Annotated in this window: 30 protein-coding genes and 1 tRNA gene; 10 read left to right on the top strand and 21 right to left on the bottom strand. The window is 43.2% G+C overall.

Annotated elements, in window-relative coordinates:
• Positions 1-3 precede the first annotated feature (3 nt).
• The 11 genes from PHILAsVB114_RS03550 to PHILAsVB114_RS03500 all read right to left on the bottom strand — a co-directional run bounded on the left by PHILAsVB114_RS03550 (position 4) and on the right by PHILAsVB114_RS03500 (position 8474).
• On the bottom strand, positions 4-2388 hold the full coding sequence (locus PHILAsVB114_RS03550) for a DEAD/DEAH box helicase (protein WP_095698016.1): 2385 nt from the start codon (positions 2386-2388) through the stop codon (positions 4-6).
• Positions 2376-3257, bottom strand: coding sequence for a diacylglycerol/lipid kinase family protein (locus PHILAsVB114_RS03545; RefSeq protein ID WP_204246842.1), 882 nt, complete (start codon positions 3255-3257; stop codon positions 2376-2378). Before PHILAsVB114_RS03545 ends, PHILAsVB114_RS03550 begins: the two co-directional genes overlap by 13 nt.
• Positions 3250-4023: a twin-arginine translocase subunit TatC gene (gene tatC, locus PHILAsVB114_RS03540; RefSeq protein WP_095698012.1), complete on the bottom strand. Its 774-nt coding sequence runs from the start codon at positions 4021-4023 to the stop codon at positions 3250-3252. The genes PHILAsVB114_RS03545 and tatC (PHILAsVB114_RS03540) overlap by 8 nt, the downstream gene beginning before the upstream one ends.
• 4 nt (positions 4024-4027) lie before the next feature.
• Positions 4028-4213 carry a Sec-independent protein translocase subunit TatA gene (tatA, locus tag PHILAsVB114_RS03535; RefSeq protein ID WP_095698011.1) on the bottom strand — a complete coding sequence of 62 codons (186 nt, stop codon included), beginning with the start codon at positions 4211-4213 and terminating at the stop codon, positions 4028-4030.
• Positions 4214-4289: 76 nt separating this feature from the next.
• Positions 4290-4544 (bottom strand): hypothetical protein, encoded by a 255-nt coding sequence (locus tag PHILAsVB114_RS03530; RefSeq protein ID WP_095698014.1) that lies wholly within the window; start codon positions 4542-4544, stop codon positions 4290-4292.
• The gene (locus tag PHILAsVB114_RS03525) at positions 4531-4755 is read right to left on the bottom strand and encodes a diacylglycerol kinase family protein (protein ID WP_157906145.1); all 225 of its coding nucleotides are present in this window, start codon (positions 4753-4755) and stop codon (positions 4531-4533) included. The genes PHILAsVB114_RS03530 and PHILAsVB114_RS03525 overlap by 14 nt, the downstream gene beginning before the upstream one ends.
• Positions 4748-5521, bottom strand: a complete 774-nt coding sequence (tatC, locus tag PHILAsVB114_RS03520; protein ID WP_095698012.1) for a twin-arginine translocase subunit TatC — start codon at positions 5519-5521, stop codon at positions 4748-4750. The genes PHILAsVB114_RS03525 and tatC (PHILAsVB114_RS03520) overlap by 8 nt, the downstream gene beginning before the upstream one ends.
• A gap of 4 nt (positions 5522-5525) precedes the next feature.
• Positions 5526-5711, bottom strand: coding sequence for a Sec-independent protein translocase subunit TatA (tatA, locus tag PHILAsVB114_RS03515; RefSeq protein ID WP_095698011.1), 186 nt, complete (start codon positions 5709-5711; stop codon positions 5526-5528).
• Positions 5712-5787: 76 nt separating this feature from the next.
• Positions 5788-6705 (bottom strand): WYL domain-containing protein, encoded by a 918-nt coding sequence (locus PHILAsVB114_RS03510; RefSeq protein WP_095698010.1) that lies wholly within the window; start codon positions 6703-6705, stop codon positions 5788-5790.
• Complete coding sequence (locus tag PHILAsVB114_RS03505; protein WP_095698009.1) at positions 6698-7639, bottom strand: helix-turn-helix transcriptional regulator; 942 nt, start codon at positions 7637-7639, stop codon at positions 6698-6700. The genes PHILAsVB114_RS03510 and PHILAsVB114_RS03505 overlap by 8 nt, the downstream gene beginning before the upstream one ends.
• Positions 7623-8474: a tRNA (adenine-N1)-methyltransferase gene (locus PHILAsVB114_RS03500; protein ID WP_095698008.1), complete on the bottom strand. Its 852-nt coding sequence runs from the start codon at positions 8472-8474 to the stop codon at positions 7623-7625. Before PHILAsVB114_RS03500 ends, PHILAsVB114_RS03505 begins: the two co-directional genes overlap by 17 nt.
• 51 nt (positions 8475-8525) lie before the next feature.
• On the opposite strand from PHILAsVB114_RS03500, the gene PHILAsVB114_RS03495 reads away from it, so the two are divergent.
• Positions 8526-9278: a RecB family exonuclease gene (locus tag PHILAsVB114_RS03495; protein ID WP_204246841.1), complete on the top strand. Its 753-nt coding sequence runs from the start codon at positions 8526-8528 to the stop codon at positions 9276-9278.
• Here the strand turns inward: PHILAsVB114_RS03495 and PHILAsVB114_RS03490 are convergent.
• Genes PHILAsVB114_RS03490 through PHILAsVB114_RS03470 form a run of 5 tightly spaced genes read right to left on the bottom strand, consistent with a single transcriptional unit; the run spans position 9250 to position 13123 of the window.
• A complete protein-coding gene (locus PHILAsVB114_RS03490) occupies positions 9250-9918 on the bottom strand; it encodes an HAD family hydrolase (RefSeq protein ID WP_157906144.1) in 669 nt (222 codons plus the stop codon). The two genes, PHILAsVB114_RS03495 and PHILAsVB114_RS03490, sit on opposite strands and share 29 nt — an antisense overlap.
• 1 nt (position 9919) lies before the next feature.
• On the bottom strand, positions 9920-11161 hold the full coding sequence (mshC, locus tag PHILAsVB114_RS03485; protein WP_095698006.1) for a cysteine--1-D-myo-inosityl 2-amino-2-deoxy-alpha-D-glucopyranoside ligase: 1242 nt from the start codon (positions 11159-11161) through the stop codon (positions 9920-9922).
• A gap of 35 nt (positions 11162-11196) precedes the next feature.
• Entirely contained in the window at positions 11197-11901 is a 705-nt protein-coding gene (locus PHILAsVB114_RS03480) for an SCO1664 family protein (protein ID WP_095698005.1), read from the bottom strand.
• Positions 11898-12449 carry an Rv2134c family protein gene (locus PHILAsVB114_RS03475; protein ID WP_095698004.1) on the bottom strand — a complete coding sequence of 184 codons (552 nt, stop codon included), beginning with the start codon at positions 12447-12449 and terminating at the stop codon, positions 11898-11900. The genes PHILAsVB114_RS03480 and PHILAsVB114_RS03475 overlap by 4 nt, the downstream gene beginning before the upstream one ends.
• Positions 12446-13123 (bottom strand): histidine phosphatase family protein, encoded by a 678-nt coding sequence (locus tag PHILAsVB114_RS03470; RefSeq protein ID WP_095698003.1) that lies wholly within the window; start codon positions 13121-13123, stop codon positions 12446-12448. The genes PHILAsVB114_RS03475 and PHILAsVB114_RS03470 overlap by 4 nt, the downstream gene beginning before the upstream one ends.
• Before the next feature lie 49 nt (positions 13124-13172).
• Between PHILAsVB114_RS03470 and PHILAsVB114_RS03465 the strand changes: the two genes are divergently transcribed.
• A complete protein-coding gene (locus PHILAsVB114_RS03465) occupies positions 13173-14123 on the top strand; it encodes an aldo/keto reductase (RefSeq protein ID WP_095698002.1) in 951 nt (316 codons plus the stop codon).
• On the opposite strand, the gene PHILAsVB114_RS03460 is transcribed toward PHILAsVB114_RS03465, so the two are convergent.
• On the bottom strand, positions 14109-15437 hold the full coding sequence (locus tag PHILAsVB114_RS03460) for a M20/M25/M40 family metallo-hydrolase (RefSeq protein ID WP_095698665.1): 1329 nt from the start codon (positions 15435-15437) through the stop codon (positions 14109-14111). The genes PHILAsVB114_RS03465 and PHILAsVB114_RS03460 overlap by 15 nt on opposite strands.
• A gap of 71 nt (positions 15438-15508) precedes the next feature.
• Here PHILAsVB114_RS03460 and PHILAsVB114_RS03455 point away from each other — a divergent pair.
• The 5 genes from PHILAsVB114_RS03455 to PHILAsVB114_RS03435 all read left to right on the top strand — a co-directional run bounded on the left by PHILAsVB114_RS03455 (position 15509) and on the right by PHILAsVB114_RS03435 (position 19775).
• Positions 15509-15592, top strand: a tRNA-Leu gene (locus PHILAsVB114_RS03455).
• 24 nt (positions 15593-15616) lie between these two features.
• Complete coding sequence (locus tag PHILAsVB114_RS03450) at positions 15617-16147, top strand: adenine phosphoribosyltransferase (RefSeq protein ID WP_320410414.1); 531 nt, start codon at positions 15617-15619, stop codon at positions 16145-16147.
• Positions 16148-18022: an acyltransferase family protein gene (locus tag PHILAsVB114_RS03445; RefSeq protein WP_095698001.1), complete on the top strand. Its 1875-nt coding sequence runs from the start codon at positions 16148-16150 to the stop codon at positions 18020-18022.
• A gap of 54 nt (positions 18023-18076) precedes the next feature.
• A complete protein-coding gene (locus PHILAsVB114_RS03440) occupies positions 18077-18718 on the top strand; it encodes a thymidine kinase (protein ID WP_095698000.1) in 642 nt (213 codons plus the stop codon).
• Positions 18719-18734: 16 nt separating this feature from the next.
• Positions 18735-19775 (top strand): NAD(P)-dependent alcohol dehydrogenase, encoded by a 1041-nt coding sequence (locus PHILAsVB114_RS03435; RefSeq protein WP_095697999.1) that lies wholly within the window; start codon positions 18735-18737, stop codon positions 19773-19775.
• On the opposite strand, the gene PHILAsVB114_RS03430 is transcribed toward PHILAsVB114_RS03435, so the two are convergent.
• Positions 19772-20509, bottom strand: coding sequence for a DUF554 domain-containing protein (locus tag PHILAsVB114_RS03430; RefSeq protein ID WP_095697998.1), 738 nt, complete (start codon positions 20507-20509; stop codon positions 19772-19774). The genes PHILAsVB114_RS03435 and PHILAsVB114_RS03430 overlap by 4 nt on opposite strands.
• 43 nt (positions 20510-20552) lie before the next feature.
• On the opposite strand from PHILAsVB114_RS03430, the gene yczE reads away from it, so the two are divergent.
• On the top strand, positions 20553-21233 hold the full coding sequence (gene yczE, locus PHILAsVB114_RS03425) for a membrane protein YczE (RefSeq protein WP_095697997.1): 681 nt from the start codon (positions 20553-20555) through the stop codon (positions 21231-21233).
• 93 nt (positions 21234-21326) lie between these two features.
• Entirely contained in the window at positions 21327-22820 is a 1494-nt protein-coding gene (locus PHILAsVB114_RS03420; protein WP_095697996.1) for an NCS2 family permease, read from the top strand.
• A gap of 42 nt (positions 22821-22862) precedes the next feature.
• Here the strand turns inward: PHILAsVB114_RS03420 and PHILAsVB114_RS03415 are convergent, their stop codons facing one another.
• The gene (locus PHILAsVB114_RS03415; protein ID WP_095697995.1) at positions 22863-23525 is read right to left on the bottom strand and encodes a uracil-DNA glycosylase; all 663 of its coding nucleotides are present in this window, start codon (positions 23523-23525) and stop codon (positions 22863-22865) included.
• Positions 23494-24279 carry an ABC transporter ATP-binding protein gene (locus tag PHILAsVB114_RS03410; RefSeq protein WP_095697994.1) on the bottom strand — a complete coding sequence of 262 codons (786 nt, stop codon included), beginning with the start codon at positions 24277-24279 and terminating at the stop codon, positions 23494-23496. The genes PHILAsVB114_RS03415 and PHILAsVB114_RS03410 overlap by 32 nt, the downstream gene beginning before the upstream one ends.
• An 85-nt stretch (positions 24280-24364) precedes the next feature.
• Here PHILAsVB114_RS03410 and serB point away from each other — a divergent pair, with 85 nt between their 5' ends.
• Entirely contained in the window at positions 24365-25573 is a 1209-nt protein-coding gene (gene serB / locus PHILAsVB114_RS03405; RefSeq protein ID WP_095697993.1) for a phosphoserine phosphatase SerB, read from the top strand.
• Here serB and hisG read toward each other — a convergent pair.
• Positions 25570-26415: an ATP phosphoribosyltransferase gene (gene hisG / locus PHILAsVB114_RS03400; protein ID WP_095697992.1), complete on the bottom strand. Its 846-nt coding sequence runs from the start codon at positions 26413-26415 to the stop codon at positions 25570-25572. The two genes, serB and hisG, sit on opposite strands and share 4 nt — an antisense overlap.
• Between the last annotated feature and the right edge of the window lie 7 nt (positions 26416-26422).

Genomic DNA, 26422 nt, shown 5'->3' with positions numbered 1-26422 from the left:
AGCTCATACTTCCTCCAATAGGTAGGTAACAACACCGCGATCAATAGATTTTACAGCTTCTCTGCATTTCTTATTCAATTCAGGTGAAGCATTCGCAATTTGTCCTAACAAATCAATTAACTGCTTTGTTGAACGCACAAAATCTCCGACAGACATGTCCGAACCTTTTAATACTTGATTAAGGCTGGAACCATTTGCCCAACGGAAAATCATGTAGCAGAAACCAAGATCAGGAGCTCTTTGAGTTTTAACGCCCAATTCAATTTCTAGTTCTTCAATTTCGGCCCACACTCGTGTTATCGCAGCCAAGCAATTGGCAACATTGTCATTCGGTATTTTTGGAGAAAGATCTTCTTGGCTTCGGGATTCAAAGATCATCGTTGAAGCCACACTCAGGATTTCGGCGGGGGCAAGATCTTTAAATAACCCACGTCGAATACTTTCAGTTAATAACAAGTCAGACTCAGCATAAATCTTCGAAAGAATAAGCCCTTGTGGGAGCAACTTCTCCCCTTCGATGTAGGCAAGTAATGTGAGGATGTTGCAAATCTTGTCAAAAGTTTTAGCAATGACGTGTGTTCGATTCATGACGCGATTATTTAAACCTTCATTTTCACGAATTAATCGATCTGATCTTTCGGCAAAACGAGCATGGGATTCTCGGTCATTACAGGAATGACATGGATGATTTTTCATTCCCCGGCGAAGACCATCTATTTCACCTTCCATATGCACTCTTTGCTTCGAGTCGAAGGATCTTTTTCCATCTCGCTTACTCAGTAAAGTTTCTAACTCTTTTATTTCACGACGAAAGCGCGCATAGTCAGCGAAATCACCTAAATGACACTTCGCTTGTTCTAGCAGCTCATCTATTGCGATTTGATTACGTTTTTGCTGTTTCACCAATCCAACCACTGCTCTATCAGCTTGGAACTGAGCAAAAGAAGACTCTAAAGAACCACGCGCCCGCTCTCGACCAAAGCGCGAAATAAGATTTACAGCCATGTTATATGTTGGAGAAAAAGATGAACGAAGCGGATACGTTCTAGTCGATGCCAATCCCGCTGCGGTTCCAGAGTCAATACTTGGTGACCATTGAATAACTGCATTTCCTTCAATATCTATTCCACGGCGACCCGCACGACCTGTTAACTGTGTGAATTCACCAGGAGTAATTGGCACATGTGCTTCACCATTGTATTTCACGAGTTTTTCTAGGACTACCGTTTTAGCAGGCATGTTTATTCCAAGTGCCAATGTTTCCGTGGCAAAGACAGCTTTAACTAGGCCTCGCTGGAAAAGATCCTCAACCGCTGATTTAAAAGTAGGCAGAAGTCCCGCATGATGGGCGGCAATTCCTCTTTCTAACGCTGCAAGCCAGTCAGAGTGATTGAGTACTTCCAGATCTTCTTGTGACAAATTTTGTGTGTATTTATTTGCAGTTTCAACAATCTCCTTACGCTCCTCGGCTGAAGTAAGTTTTATTCCTGCCTGCAAACACTGCTTTACTGCAGCATCACAACCTATTCGAGAGAAAATGAAAGTAATGGCAGGAAGCAAGGACATGCGATCAAGCTTTTCTATAATTTCAGCGCGTGAAAGTTTATTTGAATCTTCAATCCAGCGAGATTGTCTACCTCCCCTAGAGCGGACTTTCCGAAGTGCTTCACTTTCTAGTTTGAGAATCTCTGGATTAATCTGGCCTGGTTTTGTGAACAAATCTGCTAATTTATTTCCGATTAACACATGTTGATACAGAGGAATAGGTCTTACTTCACTGACTATGACGTCAATAGTTCCTCGAACTTCCCCGAGCCACTCCCCGAACTCCTCTGCGTTTGAAACCGTTGCCGATAGCGAAATAACTTGAACGCTCTCCATGAGGTGAATAAGCACTTCTTCCCACACCGCACCACGGAACTTATCTGCAAGGTAATGAACTTCATCCATCACAACTGAACCCAAATTGGTCAGGGTACTTGAACCTTGGTACAGCATGTTTCGCAGAACTTCTGTAGTCATAACCAAAATAGGAGCTTCACTATTGATGTTGGTATCACCTGTTAACAAACCAACATTGTCACTGCCAAAACGTTCAACAAACTCCTGATACTTCTGATTGGAAAGAGCCTTAATCGGCGTCGTGTAAAAACACTTCTTGGAGTGTTTAAGCGCTGAAAAAGCTGCGAATTCTCCAACAACAGTTTTACCCGCACCAGTAGGAGCGGCAACGAGTACTCCATGACCTTCTTCAACGCTATGACATGCCGCAATCTGAAAATCATCAAAGGCAAAATCAAAGGAATCTATAAATTCTTGGGTAAGCGGATGCTTGGATCGCTTTTTAGCCGCAGCAAATTTCTCTGCTGGAGGGATTACCTTCTCCATGTTAACCCGGCGCTGGGAACGCACTCAGCGCTAACTGGTAGTGCACCGATTCTCTCACCATCAGCATAAGCAATCGCTGTTGAATGAATTCGCACTTTCTTGCTTCTATAAATACTGACTTCAGGATGTTTTATATGCGTGCCTGAGTACACGGTTGGAAACACTTTGATGAACTCCAATTTAGAAATTGGGCTCAAAATCATCACGTCAAATAATCCATCCGTAAGAGATGCCTGAGGACACACTTGCATGCCTCCCCCGTAGCTAGATCCGTTACCAACTGCAATCAACATTGCTTGAGTCTCTATCGTGCGATCATCTAATTCAATCGTGAATTCAGAAGGCTTAAATGTTGGCAACTCTAAAGCTATTGCAACATTGTACTTAGCCGGCCCCTTGGGCCATTTAAGTTTATTCGCTCTCTCATTGACGGTGGAATCAAATCCTGACGATAGAACTGCTCCAAACCATTCTCCATCAACTAAACCTAAATCTATCGCAGTAGGATCCTGCGTTGTTACAAAATCTAGTTGCGTCTCAATATCATCAAGCGACCATTTAAGCGCCCTGACGAAATCATTTCCTGTGCCGGCAGGAATAACGGCAAAAGGTATTTTGCTTGGAACAACTGCTTGCAGAATTAAATGCGCCAGCCCATCTCCTCCAACGGAGATAACCCCAGGACATTGCCGATGATTACTGAGAAAAAGACGAAGATCTTTTAAAACACTTGCAGCTGATGTTCCAGAAATAATTTGATATTTCAGGTCGTGTTTAGAAAAATAACCGGCAACCGTCTTTCCAACTTCAGCTCCTTTACCCCGACCTGACGTTGGATTTATAACTATTGCCCAAAGGCAATCAGACACGATCTGGATTCTTTCTATCCCTGCGCTTATCATTGAGAAGAGCAAAGACCCCTGCGGCTAAATAGAGGGCAATTAAAGGAAGAGCGAGCAAGGCCATGGTCAATGGATCAGGTGTTGGCGTGAATGCAGCAGTGAACAAAACTATGGAGAAAACCCAAATACGCCACGGTCTTAAGATTGTTGAACCTCTGAGAAAACCAATGAGATTGAAGCTGATTAAGAATACGGGCAGTTCAAAAGCCAAACCGAAAATCAAGATAATTCTCAATACGAAATCTAAGTAATCATCGAATTTTACGAGGTTGGTTAGAGCCTCTGGTGTGAAGCCGAAGAGTACTTTCACAGCAGTTGGAAGTATTGCGTAACCTAGATAAGCACCCACTGCAAAAAATGGTGTGGCTGCGAGTGCAAAAAAGATTGAATTTCTCTTTTCCTTCTTGTGTAAACCGGGTGCGATAAATGACCACAACTGAAATAACCAAATCGGCGCTGCCATGATGATTCCTGTGAGTAGAGCGACTTTAATCTGCAAATTTAAAGGTCCAAGTACACCGCTTATGTACAGTGATCCACAATATTGCTGGCCTTGTTCTTGGGCTGCACGTAAGTCACATACAGGACTAGCTAATTGCACAATTATGTCGTTGTAAAAATACCAACCTAAAATTGCAAAGAGTGAAATGGCGATAGCTGAACGCATTATGCGCTTGCGCAATTCGCGGAGATGATCAAGCAGGGGCATGCGACCACCCGAAGAGGTCGTCATTGAACTATTTCTCAGTTGACTCGTCGTTATCTGATTTCTTGTCGTCTTGCTTCATTTCTTTAATCTCGCTTTTAAAGATGCGCATACTCTTTCCCAAAGAGCGGGCAGAATCTGGAAGACGTTTTGCGCCAAAGAGGACTAACACAACTAAAAGAAGAATGAGGATGTGGCTTGGTTCGCGCAAAAACATAATTTCTCGCTTTCTCAACAGAAGAATCTGTGTGTAACTTTATCCCACAAGAGGCCGTAAAACCTACCCAACTCCCCTAAGCGTACAGATCTAGAGCCTTCTGCGCCCTCAAACCTACCTGGGAACGAACATCTAGCGGCTGGGTAACTACTGCCGATGACTTCAAACTAGAAATAGTTCGGATGATCCATTCAAGATTATAGACCGAGCTTTTAAATTCATTTCCATGATGTAGTTCTTCAGGAACTTTGAGATTAAAAGTTTCAGTAACTTTACGTGAATTCGAACCAATCTTTATGTGAACTTCAATGCGCCCATCATCTGAGCCCATCTCCTCCAACGGAGATAACCCCAGGACATTGCCGATGATTACTGAGAAAAAGACGAAGATCTTTTAAAACACTTGCAGCTGATGTTCCAGAAATAATTTGATATTTCAGGTCGTGTTTAGAAAAATAACCGGCAACCGTCTTTCCAACTTCAGCTCCTTTACCCCGACCTGACGTTGGATTTATAACTATTGCCCAAAGGCAATCAGACACGATCTGGATTCTTTCTATCCCTGCGCTTATCATTGAGAAGAGCAAAGACCCCTGCGGCTAAATAGAGGGCAATTAAAGGAAGAGCGAGCAAGGCCATGGTCAATGGATCAGGTGTTGGCGTGAATGCAGCAGTGAACAAAACTATGGAGAAAACCCAAATACGCCACGGTCTTAAGATTGTTGAACCTCTGAGAAAACCAATGAGATTGAAGCTGATTAAGAATACGGGCAGTTCAAAAGCCAAACCGAAAATCAAGATAATTCTCAATACGAAATCTAAGTAATCATCGAATTTTACGAGGTTGGTTAGAGCCTCTGGTGTGAAGCCGAAGAGTACTTTCACAGCAGTTGGAAGTATTGCGTAACCTAGATAAGCACCCACTGCAAAAAATGGTGTGGCTGCGAGTGCAAAAAAGATTGAATTTCTCTTTTCCTTCTTGTGTAAACCGGGTGCGATAAATGACCACAACTGAAATAACCAAATCGGCGCTGCCATGATGATTCCTGTGAGTAGAGCGACTTTAATCTGCAAATTTAAAGGTCCAAGTACACCGCTTATGTACAGTGATCCACAATATTGCTGGCCTTGTTCTTGGGCTGCACGTAAGTCACATACAGGACTAGCTAATTGCACAATTATGTCGTTGTAAAAATACCAACCTAAAATTGCAAAGAGTGAAATGGCGATAGCTGAACGCATTATGCGCTTGCGCAATTCGCGGAGATGATCAAGCAGGGGCATGCGACCACCCGAAGAGGTCGTCATTGAACTATTTCTCAGTTGACTCGTCGTTATCTGATTTCTTGTCGTCTTGCTTCATTTCTTTAATCTCGCTTTTAAAGATGCGCATACTCTTTCCCAAAGAGCGGGCAGAATCTGGAAGACGTTTTGCGCCAAAGAGGACTAACACAACTAAAAGAAGAATGAGGATGTGGCTTGGTTCGCGCAAAAACATAATTTCTCGCTTTCTCAACAGAAGAATCTGTGTGTAACTTTATCCCACAAGAGGCCGTAAAACCTACCCAACTCCCCTAAGCGTACAGATCTAGAGCCTTCTGCGCCCTCAAACCTACCTGGGAACGAACATCTAGCGGCTGGGTAACTACTGCCGATGACTTCAAACTAGAAATAGTTCGGATGATCCATTCAAGATTATAGACCGAGCTTTTAAATTCATTTCCATGATGTAGTTCTTCAGGAACTTTGAGATTAAAAGTTTCAGTAACTTTACGTGAATTCGAACCAATCTTTATGTGAACTTCAATGCGCCCATCATCTGAGCCATCATTCTTAGGTACTTGATTGGTGGTGCTTGTGCTGACTACTGCACTCAAAATTCGGTCTAATCGAAAAGATCGAAAATCTTTGGCTACATGACAATAAGACTCCACATACTCGAAAGTTCCATCGTGCTTGATTGAAAAAGGGGAGATTTCTCTACTTGTTACTTCATCACGTGAAAATGAGTGATAAGTGATCGTTAAGTTCTTCTTTGTAGCAATGGCTGAATTCACTTCCGTTCGTAATTGCTTTGAAACATTGTTTGACAGTGTGACTGGCACCGCGACATTTGATTTCTTGGACAATCGTGCAATCAGATCATCAATCGCTTGCGCATGAACATCGATCGGAGCGTACGACTCTCGCAGTATGCATAGTCCAATAATTACTGCACCCACTTCAATGGTTGTAAGTTTTCGAGGCTTGCTTAGTACTTCTGCATTTCTGATTGATACGTAACCTGATTCGAAGGATAGATCAATTAGCTCCAAAGCCGTATAACCTGGTAGTCCACACATCCACAAGGTATTTAAGTCCTCCAAAACATTTGATTTGCTAATCTGAAAATCTTTAGCAACTTGGTCGAGAGAAACACCTTGGTTTGCGATCAAGTAAGGTACCAAATCAAGCAATCGATTAACTTGGTTATCTAGGATCTGCTTAACCATGAACTTCAACTAACTGAGTCAAGGCTTCAATGACAGATCGCTTCAATGATTCGGGACCAATAACTAAAACATCATCTAAATGCCACAAGATGAGTGCCAGCATCTCTTCCTCTGAGGAGTACGAAACTCTAATGATGTCGAAGTCTTCACCAGTTTTGATACTTGAAGCAAGAATTCTTAACTGCGATCCTCTACCGTTTCTAACCCGTAATTGAGCTTCTGATAATGAACGATTTTCCTCGAAAGATAGATCAGTCTTAAAATCAGTCGGAATCTGATAACAATCTGTTTTCTTTGAAACGCTTAACTCACCGAAAACTCGATCGCTTCGAAAAGTTCGGGTCTCAGACTTATCCACATCAAAACCGGTGAAATACCAAAAACCCTTAAGCGAGAAATAAGAGTAAACATGAACCTTGCGATTATGAGCATTCATTTCGCTGTTTAAGTACTTAAATTCAACCACTCTGCGATCAGTCATTGCACCAATGAGATCTCCAAGAAACTTTGGCGCTGTCAAAATCACTGGTGCGAAAGCGGGAATTTCTGAAATATCTGCTGGTCCAGAGACTGCCGATAATTTACGTATAGCTTTCTGTGAAACATCACTGAGCGATGCGTCTTTCCATAACTGTGCGGCCAATGACATGTAAGCAATTTCCTGTGCGGAATATCCAGCACGGTCCATCTCGAAATCTTCCGCACGTATTCGATATCCCACTTCATCGTCAAAGAGAGGATCTAAGCCTGAAACTTCGATATCAATACCTAAGCTTCGTAACTCGTCCTTATCTCGCTCGAACATTCGCTCCATAGATTCATTAGAACCTTCATAACCCTCAATGGTTCTAAATATCTCTGATTTTGTTATGTAACGCTTAGTTGCCAACAACGCAATAACTAAATTAACTAAACGCTCACTCTTCCGCGACACCGTATGCACCTTTTGATGGACGTCTACGACGCGCGAGTACTTCTACACCAGGAGCCATACGTCTGCTCACAATAAGAAAACCCGTGTGGCCAATCATTCGTTGCATTGGCCTAACTGCCAACCCTTCGTGATGCCAATCTCTCACAATCGTTTCTGAACTAAGTGGTTCAGTAAAACGTCCATCTTCCTTAAGGGCTTCAGCTGTTGCAGATAACTGCGTCGTAGTAGCTACATATGCTAGAAAAACTCCACCTGGTCTAAGAATCTGTGCGGCATAATCGACGCACTCCCACGGTGCCAACATGTCCAGAATAACTCGATCGAATTTATCTTCAGTACTTGATTCTTGAACTGAACCCACTGTTAAATTCCAGTTTGGCGGCAATAACCCAAAATATGTTGCAACATTATCCCTAGCTATATCTGCAAAATCTTCCCTGCGTTCGAAACTATGGAGTTGGCCTTGTGGACCAATCGCACGTAAAAGTGAAATAGCAAGAGCGCCACTTCCTACTCCAGCTTCTATAACTTTGGCTCCCGGAAAAATATCGGCAACGCCTACAATCATGGCGGCATCTTTCGGATAAACAATTGTTGCACCACGCGGCATGGACAAAACGAAATCGCCCAGTAACGGTTTGAAGGCCGTAAATTTCAAACCCGCGCTGGTGCTTACAACACTTCCTTCTGGTAAACCAACTAGATCATTATGAACAATCCACCCTTTATGCGTGTGCCACTCTTTGCCCTGCGTAATGGTAAATGTGTACATCTTCCCTTTGGGATCGGTGAGTTGAATTCGATCACCTATAGAGAAAAATCCATCATTAGACATGGATGTATCTTATGGGTGCAAGTAGTGAAATATCAGAGTATCTTCGCGCAAGTGAACCAGTTACGGCTCTCTCCCAGCAGGGTAAATGATTTTTCAAATTGTCCGCTGCTCTACAAATATCGCACCATTGACCAATTACCTGAATCCCCCAGTTTGGATGCCGAACGCGGCACGTTAGTTCATACGGTTCTACACGATCTCTTTGAGTCTCCTGCGCAGTTACGAACCATTAAACAGGCAACTGACCTATTACCAACTAGATGGCAAGAACAATTGGCACAAAAGCCAGAGCTAGCAGAGTTAATAACCAGTGAGAAAGAATGGCTTGATCGGGCGACGGCGCTATTAACAACATACTTCGAACTAGAAAATCCAACATCATTTGAACCCACGCACCGAGAACTTCATCTAGAACAAGACTTGTCCTCTGAAATCTATTTACACGGTTATGTGGATCGCTTAGATGTTGCCCCTACTGGTGAAGTTCGCATCATTGATTACAAAACCGGTAAAGCACCAAAACCTGGATGGGAAGAAAAAGCACTTTTTCAGTTAAGAGTGTATGCGCTACTGTATTGGAAAGAGCACAATGTCATCCCAAAATTATTGCAATTGATCTACTTGGGCGATGGCAACTTGCTCAAGAGTACTCCGACAGAAATTGAATTGATTTTGACTGAAAAAGCACTTCTCAATGTTGCCGCTTCAATTAATGAGGCAATGCAGACAAATACTTGGAACCCACGCAAAAGCAGATTATGTGACTGGTGTTCTTTTAAATCAATTTGTCCTGCGCATAACTAGCCTGCAAATTCATAAAATCTAGTTCTTGCAAAGACTTGATTACCCTTAAGCGCTCTTTTGGTAATATCTCTACAAAATGCGGAACGGCTATCGTATGAGCTCCGCTGGCAGTTGCGGCCTTAACTCCATTAGGTGAATCCTCAAGAACCAAGCACTCTCTAATCTCAACACCAAATTTCTTGGCTGCTTTTAAATAGGCTTCAGGATTGGGTTTTGGATTTTCAACATCATCGGCAGACAGTGAAAAACTAAATGAATGTTGAGGCACGCTTTTTAGAACTGCGTCAACTAACACTCTTGGACTCGCCGAAACGAGTGCGGTTGGGACTTCATGGCTTTTTAAGTTACTTAAGAGCTCCATTGCACCCGGCATAACAGGAGCACCTGCGCTCAACTTCTTTGTCATCAAAGAAACAACTTCATCGGTGAAATACTGCGGTGAATGATCGTTCTTAACTCTATCAAACATAAATTCACCAACTTTGCTCAAAGGTCCACCTAAACAAAAATTCTGATCTTCTTGTGTCCATTGATATCCAAAATTAGCCATTAGCTCCGTTTCAGCTTCTAACCACAAAGGTTCAGAATCTACGAAAAGCCCATCCATGTCGAAAAAAACCGCGCTAAAAAAATTACTCATCCTAGATTGCAATTCCAAGTAGTGCATCAAGTGTCCGAGAGAGTTCTCCAGGATTGCCACCTTCCGCACCTTTTGCGGATTCATCAATCCATTTTTGCAGCATCGAGAAAACTCTTTCTGTATCCAAATTCCTTGCTAGCGCTTGAATAATGTCCTGAATCAAATCTGAAGTAGGAGCGCATTGCGGTTGAGATAGTCGTAGCGTAAGCGAATCTAGGAATTCTTGCGCCGACAGAAGAAGTTCTTCATTCCACATGCGATCAGCGGCATATGGTTGCATCATCAATGCACAGCGAATAGTCATTGGATTAACACCAGATTTTACCAAGGTACTAACAAATACCAAATTGCCTAAGCTCTTACTCATCTTCTGCCCATTCAAACCGATCATTCCGGTGTGAACATAGAGTTGTGCGAAATTTCTTCCTGTAGATACTCGCGCTTGTGCTGCGCTCATTTCATGATGAGGAAAAATAAGATCACTTCCGCCACCTTGAATATCGATCAGATACTCTGTATCTTTTTCTGGTTTCAAATAATGCAGAGCGATAGCGCAACATTCAATGTGCCATCCCGGTCTACCTTGTCCATGAATACTTGACCAACCCGGCTCATTAGGACGTTGAGCCAACCACACCAGAGAATCAAGTGGGTTTTCCTTTCCTTCTCGCGCCGGATCTCCCCCTCGTTCTCCAAAAATTGTGAGAGATTCTTCTTTACTTAAATGACTGCGCGAGCCGAAATCTGGATCACTATGAACTCGAAAATAGAGATCTTCATCAACACCGTATATAGCACCAGCATCTTTTAACTCCTCGATCTTCTTTGTAACCAGATCGATAGCTTCAACTGCACCGATGTAATCTTGTGGCGGAATAACATGCAAAGTTGTCATATCACTTCTAAACAGATCAATCTGAGCATGTGCAAGGTCCTGCCAATTAACCCCATCACGATTTGCTCTTTCCAAAAGAGGATCATCAATGTCGGTAATATTTTGAACATATACAACCTTGGAACCCATCGCACGTAAATATCTGTTAATCAGGTCAAATGTCAGATAAGTAGCAGCGTGACCTAAATGAGTTGAGTCATAGGGAGTAATGCCGCATACATACATTCGATATTTCTTTTTGCGCGGCAGAGTTTCAATTGCCTTAGTTGCCGTATTGAGCAAAGAAAGTTCAGGGAAAGCATATTTAGAATCTATGGTTGGGATGTATACCTCAGGCCAAGACTTCATGTTCCTATCCTAATGCATCAAAGAAAATTCGTGTTCTAAAAAGCGGGCCACGGAATCGCTGGCCAATCAGTACTTGGTAGTGGAAAACATCGGCTCTTGATTAAATCTTGGATTCGCGACTGTAGAGCAAGTAACTCCGTAGCAGTAATTAGTGATTGCAAAATTGAACTTTCATCAGTCTTCAATACTGCTAGCAAAGCCTCTAACGAGTTGATTTCTTCTTCAGTTAAATCATCTCCAGCCCACTGCCACAAAACTGTTCGTAATTTGTATTCGTGATGAAAAGTTACCCCGTGATCGCACCCGTAAAGTTTTCCGTCAGGATGTGGCAATAGGTGCCCAATTTTTCTATCAGTATTGTTAATGACCGCATCAAAAAGTGCCATCTTGCGAAGTTGCGGGTCATCTTGACTAAAAAAATCAGCTAAATCAATTTCTGAATCGATATCTATCCACTCCTGCACCATGCCGGTGCCAAAAGGTCCATCACGTAAAATAGTTAAAGGGACAACCTGCACCTTGAGAAATTCGCTTACCAAGTACGCAGCAAACTCACGTTGAGCCAAATTTCCATCCGGAAAATCCCACAAAGGGCGTTCTCCCGCGACAGGTTTGTAAATGCACTTTATTGTTTCTTGGCCCAAAGTGCATTGCGCTAACAAAGTCGCATTAGAAGCATCAATTAAGCGACCAGTTACGATTAACTCACCCTCTGACAGAATTTTATTTACATTGCTCATCTTCGATAACCATTAGATCGCGGACATAAATGCCCGTTGGGATCAATAGGAATTGCACAGAAGGGACAAGGAAGGCGTCCAGCATTTGCTAGAGATAAGCATCGTTTTGCAAATGATGCCGCTTGCGTGGGAGATAAATGAACACGCAGAAGGTCGACAGACAAATCTTTTTCATCAAAGACCACTTCATCATCGGTGTCATCATCATTGCCTGTGGTTTCACGTAACTCATAAACAATCATTGAATTTTGGGCATCCCATGCCATAGCAATCACGCCAGCTCGAAACTCCTCAAAAATTGGCTGCTCTAAAGGCGCATCATCTATATCGTTGCTCTTAATAACGATTGTTGGATCTGATTTCTTAATTTCGCGAAGCATGATTTTGGTCCGCTCCCCTAAGGCAACAACTTGGGACTTTTCAACCACTACTGAAACAACTCTTGCACCCGTGCGGGCTTGAATAAAAAATGTGCGCTCACCAGGTGCCCCGACAGTTCCAGCGACGAACCTTTCAACAGGGTTAAATTCATAAATTATCGGAGTCATTTACTTCCTGACCCTCCACCAACAAGAGTTTTGTTCGAACGCTTGGTCTGAGACAAGTATTCAAAATTTGTTGTTGAATCATTGAGATGCAGCAACCGAAAGGTTCCCTTATTGAAATCCAGCACAGATATCGAAGCAGGATCAATCACAATCTTCTGGAATTTATCTAACTCCAGGTCTAAAGCTGTAGCAATCAAGCTTTTAATAACATCGCCGTGGCTGACGATTAAACTAACCCCACTTCCTGCCTTTTTAATGCTTTGGTGCAGCGCTTTCTCTGCCCTTTGTTGCACCTGCAGTAATCCTTCTCCCCTTGGGAAAACCATTTGACTTGGTGACTTTTGAACTATTCGCCACTCTTTTCGAAGTGATAAAGCCAATAATTTCTTTCCAGTCCAATCTCCATAATCAACTTCGGAAACATTTGGATCGAAAACAATCTTCTTGCGAACCGATGAAGCTTGAGATCGCAACCACGGTTCTAATGTCGCCAAACATCGCTCGAGCGGACTAATACGAATATCTCTAAACTTGGCGTTGCCTAATCGACTGGAAAGAAGCGACGCCTGTTCAGTGCCTTTTGCACTTAAATTCACACCAGAGGCACGACCTGCCAAAATCCCTTTTTCATTGGCTATCGAATGCGCATGGCGGAGCAAAATTACTGTGGTCACAGAGCAAGGTTATCGGGATTTGGCAAAGCACACTTGCTAAGGTCTCGCTATGCAATTACGACGTGCGGGCAAAAGTGGCCTCATGCTTTCGCGAATTGGCCTAGGAACAATGACTTGGGGCCGTGACACAGACGAGCATGAAGCCGCTGATCAATGTCGGGCGTTCCTAGATGCTGGTGGAAACTTTTTAGATACCGCTGCTGTTTATGGCGATGGCGATAGTGAACGCGTTATTGGTGGACTCATTGGCACACTCTTTGAAAGAAATGATGTGGTTATCGCATCGAAGGCGGGAATCAGTTTCCCCGACGGTCTTCGCAAAGTTGATAATTCCCGTTCATCTCTGATCGCCCAACTAGACGCTTCTTTGCTACGACTTAACACCGATTATTTAGATTTATGGCAAATACATACGTGGGATTCACAAACACCGCTCGATGACACTTTGTCCGCACTTGATTACGCCTATGCAAGTGGGAAAGCAAGGTATGTCGGTATCTCTAATTTTTCAAGTTGGCAAAGTGCGCACGCCATTACAAGACAAGAAATCATTGCCAACAAAGCACCCATAACAACAATTCAAAATGAGTACTCACTGCTCAATCGCAAAATTGAAGAAGATCTTGTCGATGCCGTGGATACTCTTAACGTTGGATTGCTTGCTTGGTCTCCCCTTGGTCGTGGTGTGCTCACCGGAAAATACAGAAAAGGTGTACCGAGTGATTCACGAGCTGCAACACCGCACTTTGCATCCTTCGTGGAGCCTTACTTATCTGATAAACAATCTCAGATTGTTGAAGCAGTCTGCGTTGCTGCCGAAGGATTGGGCTTTTCCCCATTGGAAGTTGCTCTAGCTTGGGTCAGAGATGCACCCGCTGTCACTAGCGTGATTCTTGGAGCCCGCACAGGAGCGCAGCTTCGTGGTGCACTATCTAGTGAAGAAGTTACCTTGCCTGAAGTAGTGCGCAGCGCTCTAAATGAAATATCAAGAATTTCGTAGGAAATTTTCCAAAACATTTACTCCAAATTTCAAACCTTCAACAGGAACTCTCTCATCCACGCCATGAAAAAGCGCCATAAAATCTAAATTTGCAGGTAATTTCAATGGCGAAAACCCATACCCAATGATGCCTAACTCGCTTAACGCTTTGTTATCGGTTCCACCGCTCATGAGATAAGGAACAGGAATACCTTCCGGATCGAATTCCAAAATAGATCTTGTCATTGCATCAACTAGATCACCTTCAAAATCTACTTCCAATGCGATGTCATGGGTAATAGTTTGAATTGAAATATCTGCTCCAACAATCTCGCGTATTGTGGCATTTAATTCATCTTCCATTCCCGGCAGGAATCGACCATCTATCACTGCAGTTGCTCTCTGTGGAATGACATTGGCTTTATAGCCCGCTTCAAGCATTGTTGGATTGGCAGTATTTTGCAAAGTAGCACCGATCATTCTTGCCATTGGGCCAATCTCGGCAAGTAATGGACGTAAATCTTTCTCATCATATTTCTTGCCTGTAACTTCTGCGATCTTCCTAAATAAAATCTTTACAGTCTTTGTATATCTCTGGGGCCATTCATAGTTTCCAATGGCTGCAACGGCTTCACTCAAACGTGTAAGTGCATTCTCAGGATTCATCATTGACCCATGGCCCGCGCGACCTTCTGCGCTAATTCGCATCCAATGAATACCTTTTTGCGCTGCTTCAATGAAATAAAGACGTTTGTTATCCGAAACCGTTACCGAGAAACCACCAACTTCTGAGACTGCTTCCGAACATCCTTTAAAAACTTCAGGATGGTGTGCAACCATCCAGCGGGAACCAAAGAGTGAACCTGCTTCTTCATCTGCGAAAAATGCCAGAACTATATTGCGAGGAGGCTTAATTCCTTTTTTTGCCCACATACGGAAAATAGCAATAATCATTGCATCCATATTTTTCATATCCACTGCCCCGCGACCCCAGATCATTCCATCTTTAATGAGAGCTGAAAATGGATCTACGCTCCAATCTTCTGCGTTGGCGGGAACCACATCCAAATGTCCATGAACTACTAACCCTGCTCGACTTTGATCTTCGCCTTCTATGAAAGCAATAACATTGCATCTTCCAGGTGCTGACTCATAGATTTTTGCGTCGATTCCTGATTCATTAAGTAACTCCACAACTTTTTTGGCTACAGCAGATTCATCGCCTTTACCATCACCATAATTAACGCTGGGAATTCTTATGAGAGTTTGGCAAATGGAGATTGCTTCTAACTGCAACTCTTCTCGATCAGCATCACTTAATTGCAATGGACTCATGCGCATATCCTCCCCTAAGAACTTCACTTTTGCTTACCTTTACAGGCATTGCTATCGTTGCTCACGCACTCGTCCGGGTGGCGGAATTGGCAGACGCGCTAGCTTGAGGTGTTAGTGCCCGCAAGGGCTTAGGGGTTCAAGTCCCCTCTCGGACACAAAAATATGGAACTATCAGCATCGTGAAACTAAACGATGCGATGGGCTTAATTCGCGAAATACCTGATTTTCCAAAAAATGGAATTTTGTTTCAGGACATAACTCCCTTGCTTTCAAATGCTCAAGCCTTCAATGTAGTTATCTCCCATATGGCAAATTCTTCCTCAGAATTCGATTACGTTGCTGGAATGGAAGCACGTGGATTTATTTTCGCAGCATCGATTGCAAATCAATCTAATCGTGGTTTCATTCCGATCCGTAAATCAGGCAAACTACCAGCCGAAACGCACTCAGAAACTTATAACCTTGAATATGGAGCGGACACACTTGAAATCCATAAAGATGCTTGTGCCGCTCCCTCTCAAGTATTGATAGTAGATGACGTACTTGCAACGGGTGGAACAGCGTGTGCCGCTATTCGCTTAATCGAAAAAACTGGCGCAACAGTTCAAAAATTGGTTTTCCTACTTGAGTTAGAGGAGCTGAAAGGACGCGGGAAAATTCTTCAACAATTTCCACATATGGATATTGAATCCCTGAAGAAAATCCAATAAATGAAATCGTCAACACCAAAAATCACTCAGATACAAGGTCTTCGCGCCCTTGCCGCTTTGTTGGTGACCCTATTTCATGCGAAATGGGTAAGTGGAGGATTTATAGGCGTAGACATCTTCTACGTAATAAGTGGATTTCTAATAACTGGTTTATTGATCCGTGAAATAGAACGTACCGGAAGTATCAATTTTAAAGAGTTCTACGCACGTCGCTTTAAACGACTACTCCCAACTTCCTTCTTCGTCCTTGCAGTAACCGCGGTGTTTTCGTGGCTGCTCATTCCAGCGACAATGCGTTCATCACTAGGCCGCGACATTATCGCGGCGAGTTTGTATGTTTCAAATTATCTCTTTGCTTGGTGGCAAGCCGACTATCAAAATTTGGACGCCACTCCCTCCCCCGTAATTCATTACTGGTCACTTGCCGTGGAGGAACAGTTCTATCTTTTGTGGCCTTTACTCATTTTGCTCTTTTTCATGGTGGCTACAAAACTCAAGAAAAAAATTGCGCTAACAATATTAGTCGCCGCTGTTACTTTACTTTCTTTTCTTTTCTCGGTTTATCAAACCGAAACTTCTCCGATATGGGCTTTCTATTCATTGCCAACTAGAGCATGGGAATTAGGACTCGGCGCACTCCTGGTCTTACTTCCACCGGTTAAGACCAAGAAATTAGTTGGACTTGTGGGATTCATATTCATAATTGCTAGTGCTTTTATCTTCAATGAAACAACCGCGTTTCCAGGACTAAATGCAGTACTTCCCGTCCTTGGTACGGTCATGTTGATTTCAACAATCAACTCATGGCCCCCATTTCTCAATGACGTAGCAAATAGCAAAATCTCCCAATGGCTCGGTGAAATCTCATATCCGCTCTATCTATGGCATTGGCCTTTACTCGTTCTTCCAAGCACCTATTTCTCACGTCCATTAGAAGTTTACGAGCGAATTCTTGCAATCATTGCAACAATCGTTTTAGCTGACCTAACCCACAGATTTATAGAAGAACCCTTCAGAAAAAAGAAGATCCTGTCGACATTAGTCTTCAAGCAATCTGCTGTCATCACTTTAGTTTCTGTGTTGATAGGCACCACAGTTTTTTTCACCAGTAGCGACAGAATAAATGTAACCGGTATTGACGGAGCCATCTCCTTAGCTCAGATTAAAGCGCGCCCCTTAGTGTATGAAGATGGTTGTCATGCAAACTATGCAGAGACTAAATCAGATGCTTGCGAGTATGCAGATAAAGATTCTCAAAAAACCATCGTCTTATACGGTGATTCTCACGCTGCGCAATGGTTTCCAGCATTGGTTGAAATAGCATCTCGCTCTGGTTACAAGTTAGTTTCTCTTACAAAGTCAGCTTGTCCATCCGTTGATGTTGTTCGCTCAGACCAGGGCGCATTTAAAATGTCGCGTTGTGAGAAATGGCGTGAGGATTCACTTCTAAGAATTTCGAAGATAAAACCTGATGTATTGGTCATGAGTAGTTTTCAATATTTCGCTCAACCACGACAGTTTCAAGATCGTAATCAATGGTGGACAGATGGTCAGCGTAAATTGCTCAATTCGGTTAAAAACGCATCACCGCATTTGATCTATCTAACCGATACACCACATCCTGCTAGAGACATTCCAGCTTGTTTAGCGAATAACTCAATTTCAAAGTGCAATACAACAGAGCGAAGCGAGAATCTCTCGATTTCAGGCTTTGATGTCATTGATCCAAATGCGTGGCTTTGCTCACGAACATGCCCGGCCGTTAAAGACGGGGTGGTCGCATATAGAGATGCCTCTCACATATCAGTTGATACAGCGATAGCCCTCATCCCTCGTTTAACGCAAGCTTTGCGTAATCAAGGAGTAAATCTGTAGGTAAAGTTTCGGCTTAGACCTGCGCAAAAGCCAACGCAGTGGCAAGATGCACCCGTGGCTGAACTAATTTATTACTGCGGAACAATGGATAGTGGTAAATCCACTTTGGCATTGCAGACCGCTCATAATCATCAAAGCAGAGGTCGCACAGGTTTAATTTTCACATCTCAAGATCGTGCGGGTTCTGGTGTTATTTCTTCCCGGCTAGGTCTTCAAAGTCCAGCTATCGAAGTAAGTATAGAAATGGATCTGCATAAATATGTAGTTGATAAATTATCACAAGGATCACGAATAGATTACATAATTTGTGATGAAGCCCAATTCTATAATCCTGTCCAAATAGAACAGTTAGCAAAAATCGTTGATGGACTCGGCATTGATGTATTTGCCTTCGGAATTCTCTCCGATTTTAGAACAAAACTTTTCCCAGGATCTGCGCGTTTAGTAGAATTGGCTGATCGCGTTAACACATTACAAGTTGAAGCACTCTGTTGGTGTGGATCTAGGGCAACACATAATGCACGCACCGTAGACGGAACAATGGTTACTCAAGGAGAACAAGTAGTTGTAGGCGATGTGGCTCCAGGACAAGAAGTGGCCTACGAAGTTTTGTGCCGCAGACACCACATGAGAGAAGTAACAGCTCGTTCATCAAAAGCAGCACACATTTCCACAGATCCACTTCCATTTACCTAAATAACAAAGGATTGACATGAAATCACGAGGCTTAGCAGTAGAAAACGCGACATCGCCTTTGAAAACTTTCGAATTTGACCGCCGTGAAATTGGATCTCATGATGTTGGCTTAGATATTAAATACACAGGAATTTGTCACTCTGATATTCATACAGCCCGTGGTGAATGGGGATCTGTCTACTATCCATTAGTTCCAGGACATGAAATTGCAGGTGTTGTTACTTCAATCGGAACAGCTGTTACGAAATTCAAGGTGGGCGATCTGATCGGCGTAGGAGTCTTCGTTGATTCTTGTCGCACGTGTGCAAACTGTCAAAAAGGTTTACAGCAGTATTGCCTGGAAGGTATGACTGGCACATACAACAGCATTGAACGAAACGGTAAGAATGAAACTAGAGGCGGCTACTCAAACAACTTCGTAATTAATGAAGATTACGCCGTGCACATTCCTGCGAACTTGGCTCTAGAAGGCGTAGCTCCTTTGCTTTGCGCAGGAATAACTCTGTACTCTCCAATTAAACATTTCAAGGTAGGACCAAATTCTAAAGTTGCCGTTATGGGACTAGGTGGATTGGGTCATATGGGAGTTAAATTCGCTGTTGCGATGGGGGCAGACGTTACAGTTTTATCTCACTCTGCTTCGAAAGAGGGTGATGCGAAGAAAATGGGTGCCCACCACTTCGTAAACACAAAAGAACCAGGTGCGTTCGCACCATTGAAAAAATCATTTGACATCATTTTAAATACTGTTAGTGCCGAGATTGATATCAATGAATACTTACAATGTCTAAAACTTGATGGAACTCTCGTAATTATTGGTCTTCCTGGTAAGCCTTTTGCACTCCATGCAGGCGTGATGCTAGATGGCCGACGATCAATTACAGGATCAATGATTGGTGGGGTTTCTGAACTTCAGGAGATGATCAACTTCTGTGGCGAAAAAGACATTGTTAGCGATGTTGAGGTTATTAATGCTGACTGTGCAAATACTGCCTACGATCGCACTGTTGCAAGCGATGTAAAATATCGATTTGTTATCGACGCGAGCACTTTCTAACCAATAAATGCATGGAGAACGTAAACAAATATTGGCGCAACTGCTAGCGCCGGAAGCAAATTTCCAACTGCTACTTCTTTGATTTTAAGTAGACGCAGACCGATGGATAAGAGCAAAAGACCGCCTACTATCGTCATGGCATCTATTTGATACTGAGCCAACACGTTTCCGAGCAAGAAACCAATCAAAGTCCATATACCTTGATAAATGCCGACAGGAATTGCAGAGGCAGCAACACCCCAACCAAGGGAAGCAGCAAAAGCGATTGCCGCAAAAAAGTCCAGTATCGACTTTAATGAAAGCTGATCAATTCCCGTACCCATTCCATCGCTAATGCTTCCCAGAATTGCAAGAGGACCAATAACAAAGAGGAGTGAAGAAGAGACAAATCCCTCAACAAAAGTGCCTTCATGATGGGCACCAAATCTGCGCCTTAAATTTTGTCCGAGGTGTTCTAAGCGATCTTCTAATTTAAGCGCGGAACCAATTAGGCCACCAATTAAAAGGGAAGCAAGAATGCTCAGTAGAGTCCAGCCTTTTGGCAATGCCGAACTGAACTCTTTACTAAACATTGGAATGATTGCGCTAGCGGCAGCCAAAATGGTTATTAAGCCCAGAACATCAGTAATTAGATCCCGAGTTTTAAGCGCTAACCGAGAGCCTGCTACAACTCCTATTGCAGAACCTGCAATGATTGCAACAACATTGATCAGAGTACCTAAACCTGCAATCACGATATCAACCTCATTGCTTCATTCTATCCCTTACACTTCACGAATGAGCACAGATGCTTCCAAGAATGTTTTTCTTGAATTCCTTCGCCCACACAGAACAATTCCTCACACTTCTTGGGCGGCTCGTCATCGATGGGACCTTTCTTTTCAGAGATTGTTCATCCTGGGCTTTGGCTTATTCATCTTTGGATTAGGTGATTCTCTACTGGTTCAAAGCGGTACTGGAAATGCACCGTGGACAGTCCTTGCCCAAGGAGTTTCAAAAAGATTGGATATTTCATTAGGAGTTTCAACATTTGCTATAAGTACATTGGTACTTCTTCTGTGGATTCCTTTACGCGAAAAACCAGGATTTGGAACACTCGCAAATATTTTGATTATCGCAAGTGCCATCCAATTAGGTGTAAATATTTTTCCTTTAGCGCAGAATTACTTAGTTGGAGTTGCGATGGACTTTTTAGGTATCGCAATGGTTGGCCTTGGTTCTGCTTTATATATAACGTGCGCTCTCGGACCTGGTCCTCGTGATGGATTAATGACTGCCCTTCACCATCGAAGCGGTATTCGCGTGGGTCGAGTGCGCTTGGGAATCGAAGCTACGGTCTTAATCTTGGGAGCCATACTTGGTGGCACTGTTGGGCTCGGAACCGCCTTATTTGCCCTCTTTATTGGCCAATCTATTGCCATCTCATTGGGTGTTGTATCCCGTTTTACCTCACAGTAATAGATAGCGTTACATCATCTTCCTCCGGCCTGCGAGCCGTGATTTCGCACGGGGTCGCAAACACCCCCGATACCAAAATCAGGAAGGTCGATCATGTTAGATACGTACTTCAAAATCACACAACGTGGATCAACAGTTGCCCGCGAAGTTCGCGGTGGAATTGTCACGTTTTTCACAATGGCTTACATCGTTGCACTTAATCCCCTTATCTTGGCAACAACAGATAGCACCGGAGCTTTTATAGGCGGTGGTGATAGAACGAATGCAATCATTATCGTTGCAGCAGGTACAGCCCTTGTTGCTGGATTGCTGACAATACTTATGGGTGCAGTTGCAAACTTCCCTCTCGCTCTTGCAACAGGACTTGGATTAAACACATTCGTTGCTGTATCTATAGCTAAGAATGCAACATGGGCGCAAGCAATGGGACTGGTAGTACTAGAAGGTCTAATCATCCTGGTCTTAGTCTTTACAGGATTTCGTATTGCTGTGTTCAAGGCCATTCCAACACCACTTAAGGTAGCAATTTCAGTTGGTATTGGACTTTTCATTGCACTGATCGGACTAGTCGATAGCGGTTTTGTTCGCCGCACCCCAAACGTTGTGTGGGGAAGCAATAATTCGAAACCTTCTGCAGTTCCATTAGAACTAGGAGATGGTGGACAACTAGTTGGTTGGCCAATCGTTGTGTTCACAGTGGGTCTTTTGCTCACTATCGTGTTGATGGTGAGAAAGATCAAAGGATCTATCCTCATCGGTATCATCACTTCAACAATCTTGGCAATCATCGTTGAAAGCCAATTCAAGGTTGGAAATAGCTTTATTAGTCCAACTGAATCTAATTCACGCGGATGGGGTTTAAACACACCTGCCTTGCCAAAAAATGCAGATGGAACATTGAACTTCACCGATACTCCACGCTTTGATTCTCTAGGTTTAGGTTTCGAAGATATTTTTGGAGCATTTACTAATCCTAAAACTGGCTTCTTGGCCGCTCTGTTACTTGTGTTCACTTTATTGCTTGCCGATTTCTTCGACACAATGGGAACCATGACTGCAATTGGTAATCAAGCTGGTTTAACTGATTCCAAGGGCAATGTAGAAGGAGCCAATAAGATTCTTATTGTTGATTCAATTGCTGCAGCAACTGGTGGCGCAGCCGGTATTTCTTCGAATACAAGTTATATCGAATCAGCTTCCGGAGTTGGCGAAGGAGCACGAACAGGCCTAGCTTCCATCGTTACAGGCCTACTCTTTTTACTAACAACTTTCCTATCACCGCTAGTAGCAGTTATTCCTTACGAAGCTGCTACACCTGCTTTGATCATCGTCGGTTTCTTGATGATGTCACAAGTTAAAGACATAGCTTGGGATGATTTGGGTATTGGAATACCTGCTTTCCTTACAATCATTCTTATGCCATTTACCTACAACATCTCAGTAGGTATCGGCGCCGGTTTTGTCTCACACGTGGTAATCCGTTTAGTACAAGGACGTCGTAAAGAAGTACATCCACTTCTTATTCTCGTCGCTGTTCTCTTTATGGTTTACTTCCTATCTTCTCCAATTAAATCCTGGATTGGATAATTTGAAATAAAACAATAGCGCGGAGCCTTTATCGGTTCCGCGCTATTGTTTTGTCCATTTAATGATTGGCTTTTTTTCTAACTCTAAAATTCTATTCACCGCAGAAAAAGGTTTACTACCAAAGAATCCCCGATATGCAGATAATGGACTTGGGTGAACACTAAGTATCTGCTTATCTGTTGGGAAATATTTCGCCAGCTTTTGTGCTTGATTCCCCCAAAAAATTCCGATTACACCCTGATTCGCTAGTACCTGCGCGACTAAATCTGTGAATCCATACCAAAGAGAATTCACTTTCTTATCCGGCAAAGAAATGGTTAACCCTCGATTGAGTAACATCACACCCTGCTCGGTCAAATATCTAAGATCGCCATTACTTGGCGCAATGCCTCCCACATCACTTAGCATCTCGGTGTAAATATTTCTCAATGATGCTGGAATACTCTCGACATTGGAGGGAATGCTAAAGGAGAGTCCCATTGCATGATTCTTATTTGGGTACGGATCCTGTCCGATGATCACAACCTTGATTGATGAGGGTTCACATTCAAAAGCTCGGAATATCTCTTCCTTGGCTGGAACGCTGGTTTTGAAATCCAAATCTTGGTCCAATTTATCAAGAAGATGTAGAGCAGGTTCCAACAATGTATGCCAACGTGCATCCAGTAAATCTCTAAGCACGGGCGAAGAATCGATCACTTTCATGTTTGACTTCGATAGGTAAACCAAAGACAGCACTCACGTGTTCACTAGTTATTACCGAAGCAACTGGACCGCTAACTGCGATCTTGCCATCTTTAAGTAAAATCGCATGAGTAGTGCCAACCGGTATTTCTTCGATGTGATGCGTTACTAAAACACTCGCTGGAGCAGTTGGATCATTTGAAAATTGAGTGAATCGCCGCAATAGATCTTCTCGTCCACCAACATCTAGTCCAGCCGCTGGTTCATCAAGTAACAGTAATTCAGGATCGGCCATCAGGGCTCGAGAAATTAGCACTCGCTTTTTTTCACCAGAACTTAGAGTTGAAAACTTTCTATCACCGAGTTCTCGAACACCAAAGGTTGTCAATAATGCAACCGCGCGAGATTCATCCCATAAATCATAATTTTCATTCCACCGACCGATGATGGCATATGCAGCTGTTAAAACAACATCTCTAACCACTTCATTAGATTCAACCATCGCTTCTAACGATGGAGATGCCAAACCTATTCGTGTACGTAACTCTGAAAGATCAACTCGGCCTACCTGTTGATCCAATAAAAGAGCCTGTCCCTTACTTGGAAAAATTCGAGCTGCAAGTACTCCCAGAAGTGTTGATTTTCCGGCACCATTTGGCCCCAGAATTACCCATCGCTCCCCTGCGGCAATGCGGAAAGAAATTGGTCCCAAAATTTGTTTACCGTCTCTCACAACACAAACACCATCGAGTGAGAGAACTAATTGCGAAGCCATAGAACAAAAAGATAGTGCTTCACGGGGCCTAATTGGGTCAACCGCATGCAATTTCGCATGTGTAATTGACGATAATCTATATCCCATGGATAGAAATGACAGAGTTGCCAATCGTTACACAGGTCTGATCCTGCTCTCTGGCATTGATGCCCCTGGAATTTCTTCAGCTCTCTTTACTACCTTGGAGCCATTTTCCATCACTGTTTTAGATATTGAGCAAGTGGTTATTAGATCTCGCTTAATACTCACAGTTTTAATTGATTTAGATCCGGCGCATGCTGCCGCTGTGGAGGCAGATTTAAATGAATGCGCAATAAAACTCAATGTGGATATCGCAACCTCCTTCTCAAGCGAAACTACGGAATCCATAGCGCAAAAAACGGGTTTAATTCACGTAATCGCCCTGGCAGAGAAAATAACACCTGGAGCAATAGCAAACTTAGCTTCGGACATCGCAGCCACTGGCGGAAATATAGAAAGAATTCATAGAAGTGCTTCTTTCCCTCTAACCGCCATTGAATTCTTAGTTTCAGATTCACACCTAGAGTCCCTGCGAAAGGCTCTTGGACCCACTGCAAAGAAGTTTGGCGTTGATATCGCAGTTCAAATCTCTGGTTTAAATCGTTTCGCTCGGAAATTAGTTGTCATGGATGTTGATTCAACACTCATCCAACAAGAAGTTATCGATTTGCTCGCAGAAGTTAGCGGTGTGGGTCAAGAAGTGCGCTTAATTACGGAATCAGCAATGCGAGGTGAATTAGATTTTGAAGCATCTTTACGCAAACGCGTAAGCCTGCTTAAGGGGCAACCAGAAACAATTATTGCTCAGGTGAGCAGAGACATTACTCTCACACCAGGTGCCAGAACACTCATTCGCACATTGAAAAAACTTGGACACGGTGTAGGTCTGGTTTCCGGTGGTTTCTCTCAAGTAATCAATCCACTAGCCAAAGATCTTGGCGTTACTCATGTTCGCTCAAACACACTAGAAATTATCGATGGAAAAATAACTGGAGAGTTATTGGGTCCAATAATTGATCGTGCTGGAAAAGCTCAGGCGTTAAAAGAGTTTGCGAATTTGGAAAATGTCTCACCCGCAAACACAGTAGCCATTGGTGATGGCGCTAACGATCTTGACATGATTGCATCTGCTGGGTTGGGCATTGCTTTCAACGCGAAGCAAACGGTTCAAGATGCTGCGCAGAGTGCCTTAAATGCACCCTACTTGGATTCCGTACTGTTTATTCTAGGAATAAACCGAGAAGATATCGAAGAATCAGAAAGAGAAAATTAAAGTCGACAAGCGTGAATATCTGTAACCAAAATTCCTCGCGCCCCAACTTCCCACAACTCATCCATGACGCGATTAGTGTCCTTGCGAAGAACCATGGCACGAACTGCCACCCAATCTTGATTCTGCAATGGAGAGATAGTTGGAGATTCTAATCCTGGTGTGATCGCACAAGCCGCTTCAGATTTACTCTTAGGAACGTCATAATCAACTAAGACATATTGACGTGCGGTAACAACACCTTGAAGTCGACGTAGCAAGATCTGCAACGATGGATTGCTTTTTTCACTTTCGCGCGTAATCAATATTGCTTCACTGACCAAAATTGGATCACCAAATATCTCTAAACCAGCTTGTCGCAATGTATTACCGGTACTAACGACATCTGCAATCAAATCCGCAACTCCTAAGCGCACGCTGCTCTCTACTGCTCCATCTAATCGAACGACCGTTGCCGATAATCCTAAGGATTTCAGGTGGGCATTGACTAGTCCTGGGTAAGCACTGGCGATTCGCTTTCCGGAAATATCTGAAATTTTCCAATTCTTTCCAGTTGGTGCAGCAAATCTAAAAGTAGATCCACCAAAACCCATAGCAAGAGTTTCAATTGCTGCCGCTTCGGAGTCAATAAGTAAATCACGACCGGTAATTCCTGCTTCTAATTCACCAGAACCAACGTAGAGGGCAATATCTCGAGGGCGTAGATAATAAAATTCAACTTGATTATCAACGTCAATTAAAACCAAATCTCGACTATCGGTTCGCTGTCTATAGCCAGCCTCTTTGAGGACGGCAATTGAATCTTCTGCGAGTGAACCCTTGTTAGGGATGGCAACTCTTAACATTTCTATC

This window comes from Candidatus Planktophila limnetica, assembly GCF_002288365.1.
GTDB lineage: Bacteria > Actinomycetota > Actinomycetes > Nanopelagicales > Nanopelagicaceae > Planktophila > Planktophila limnetica.
This window is presented reverse-complemented; position numbering and strand designations above follow the sequence as displayed.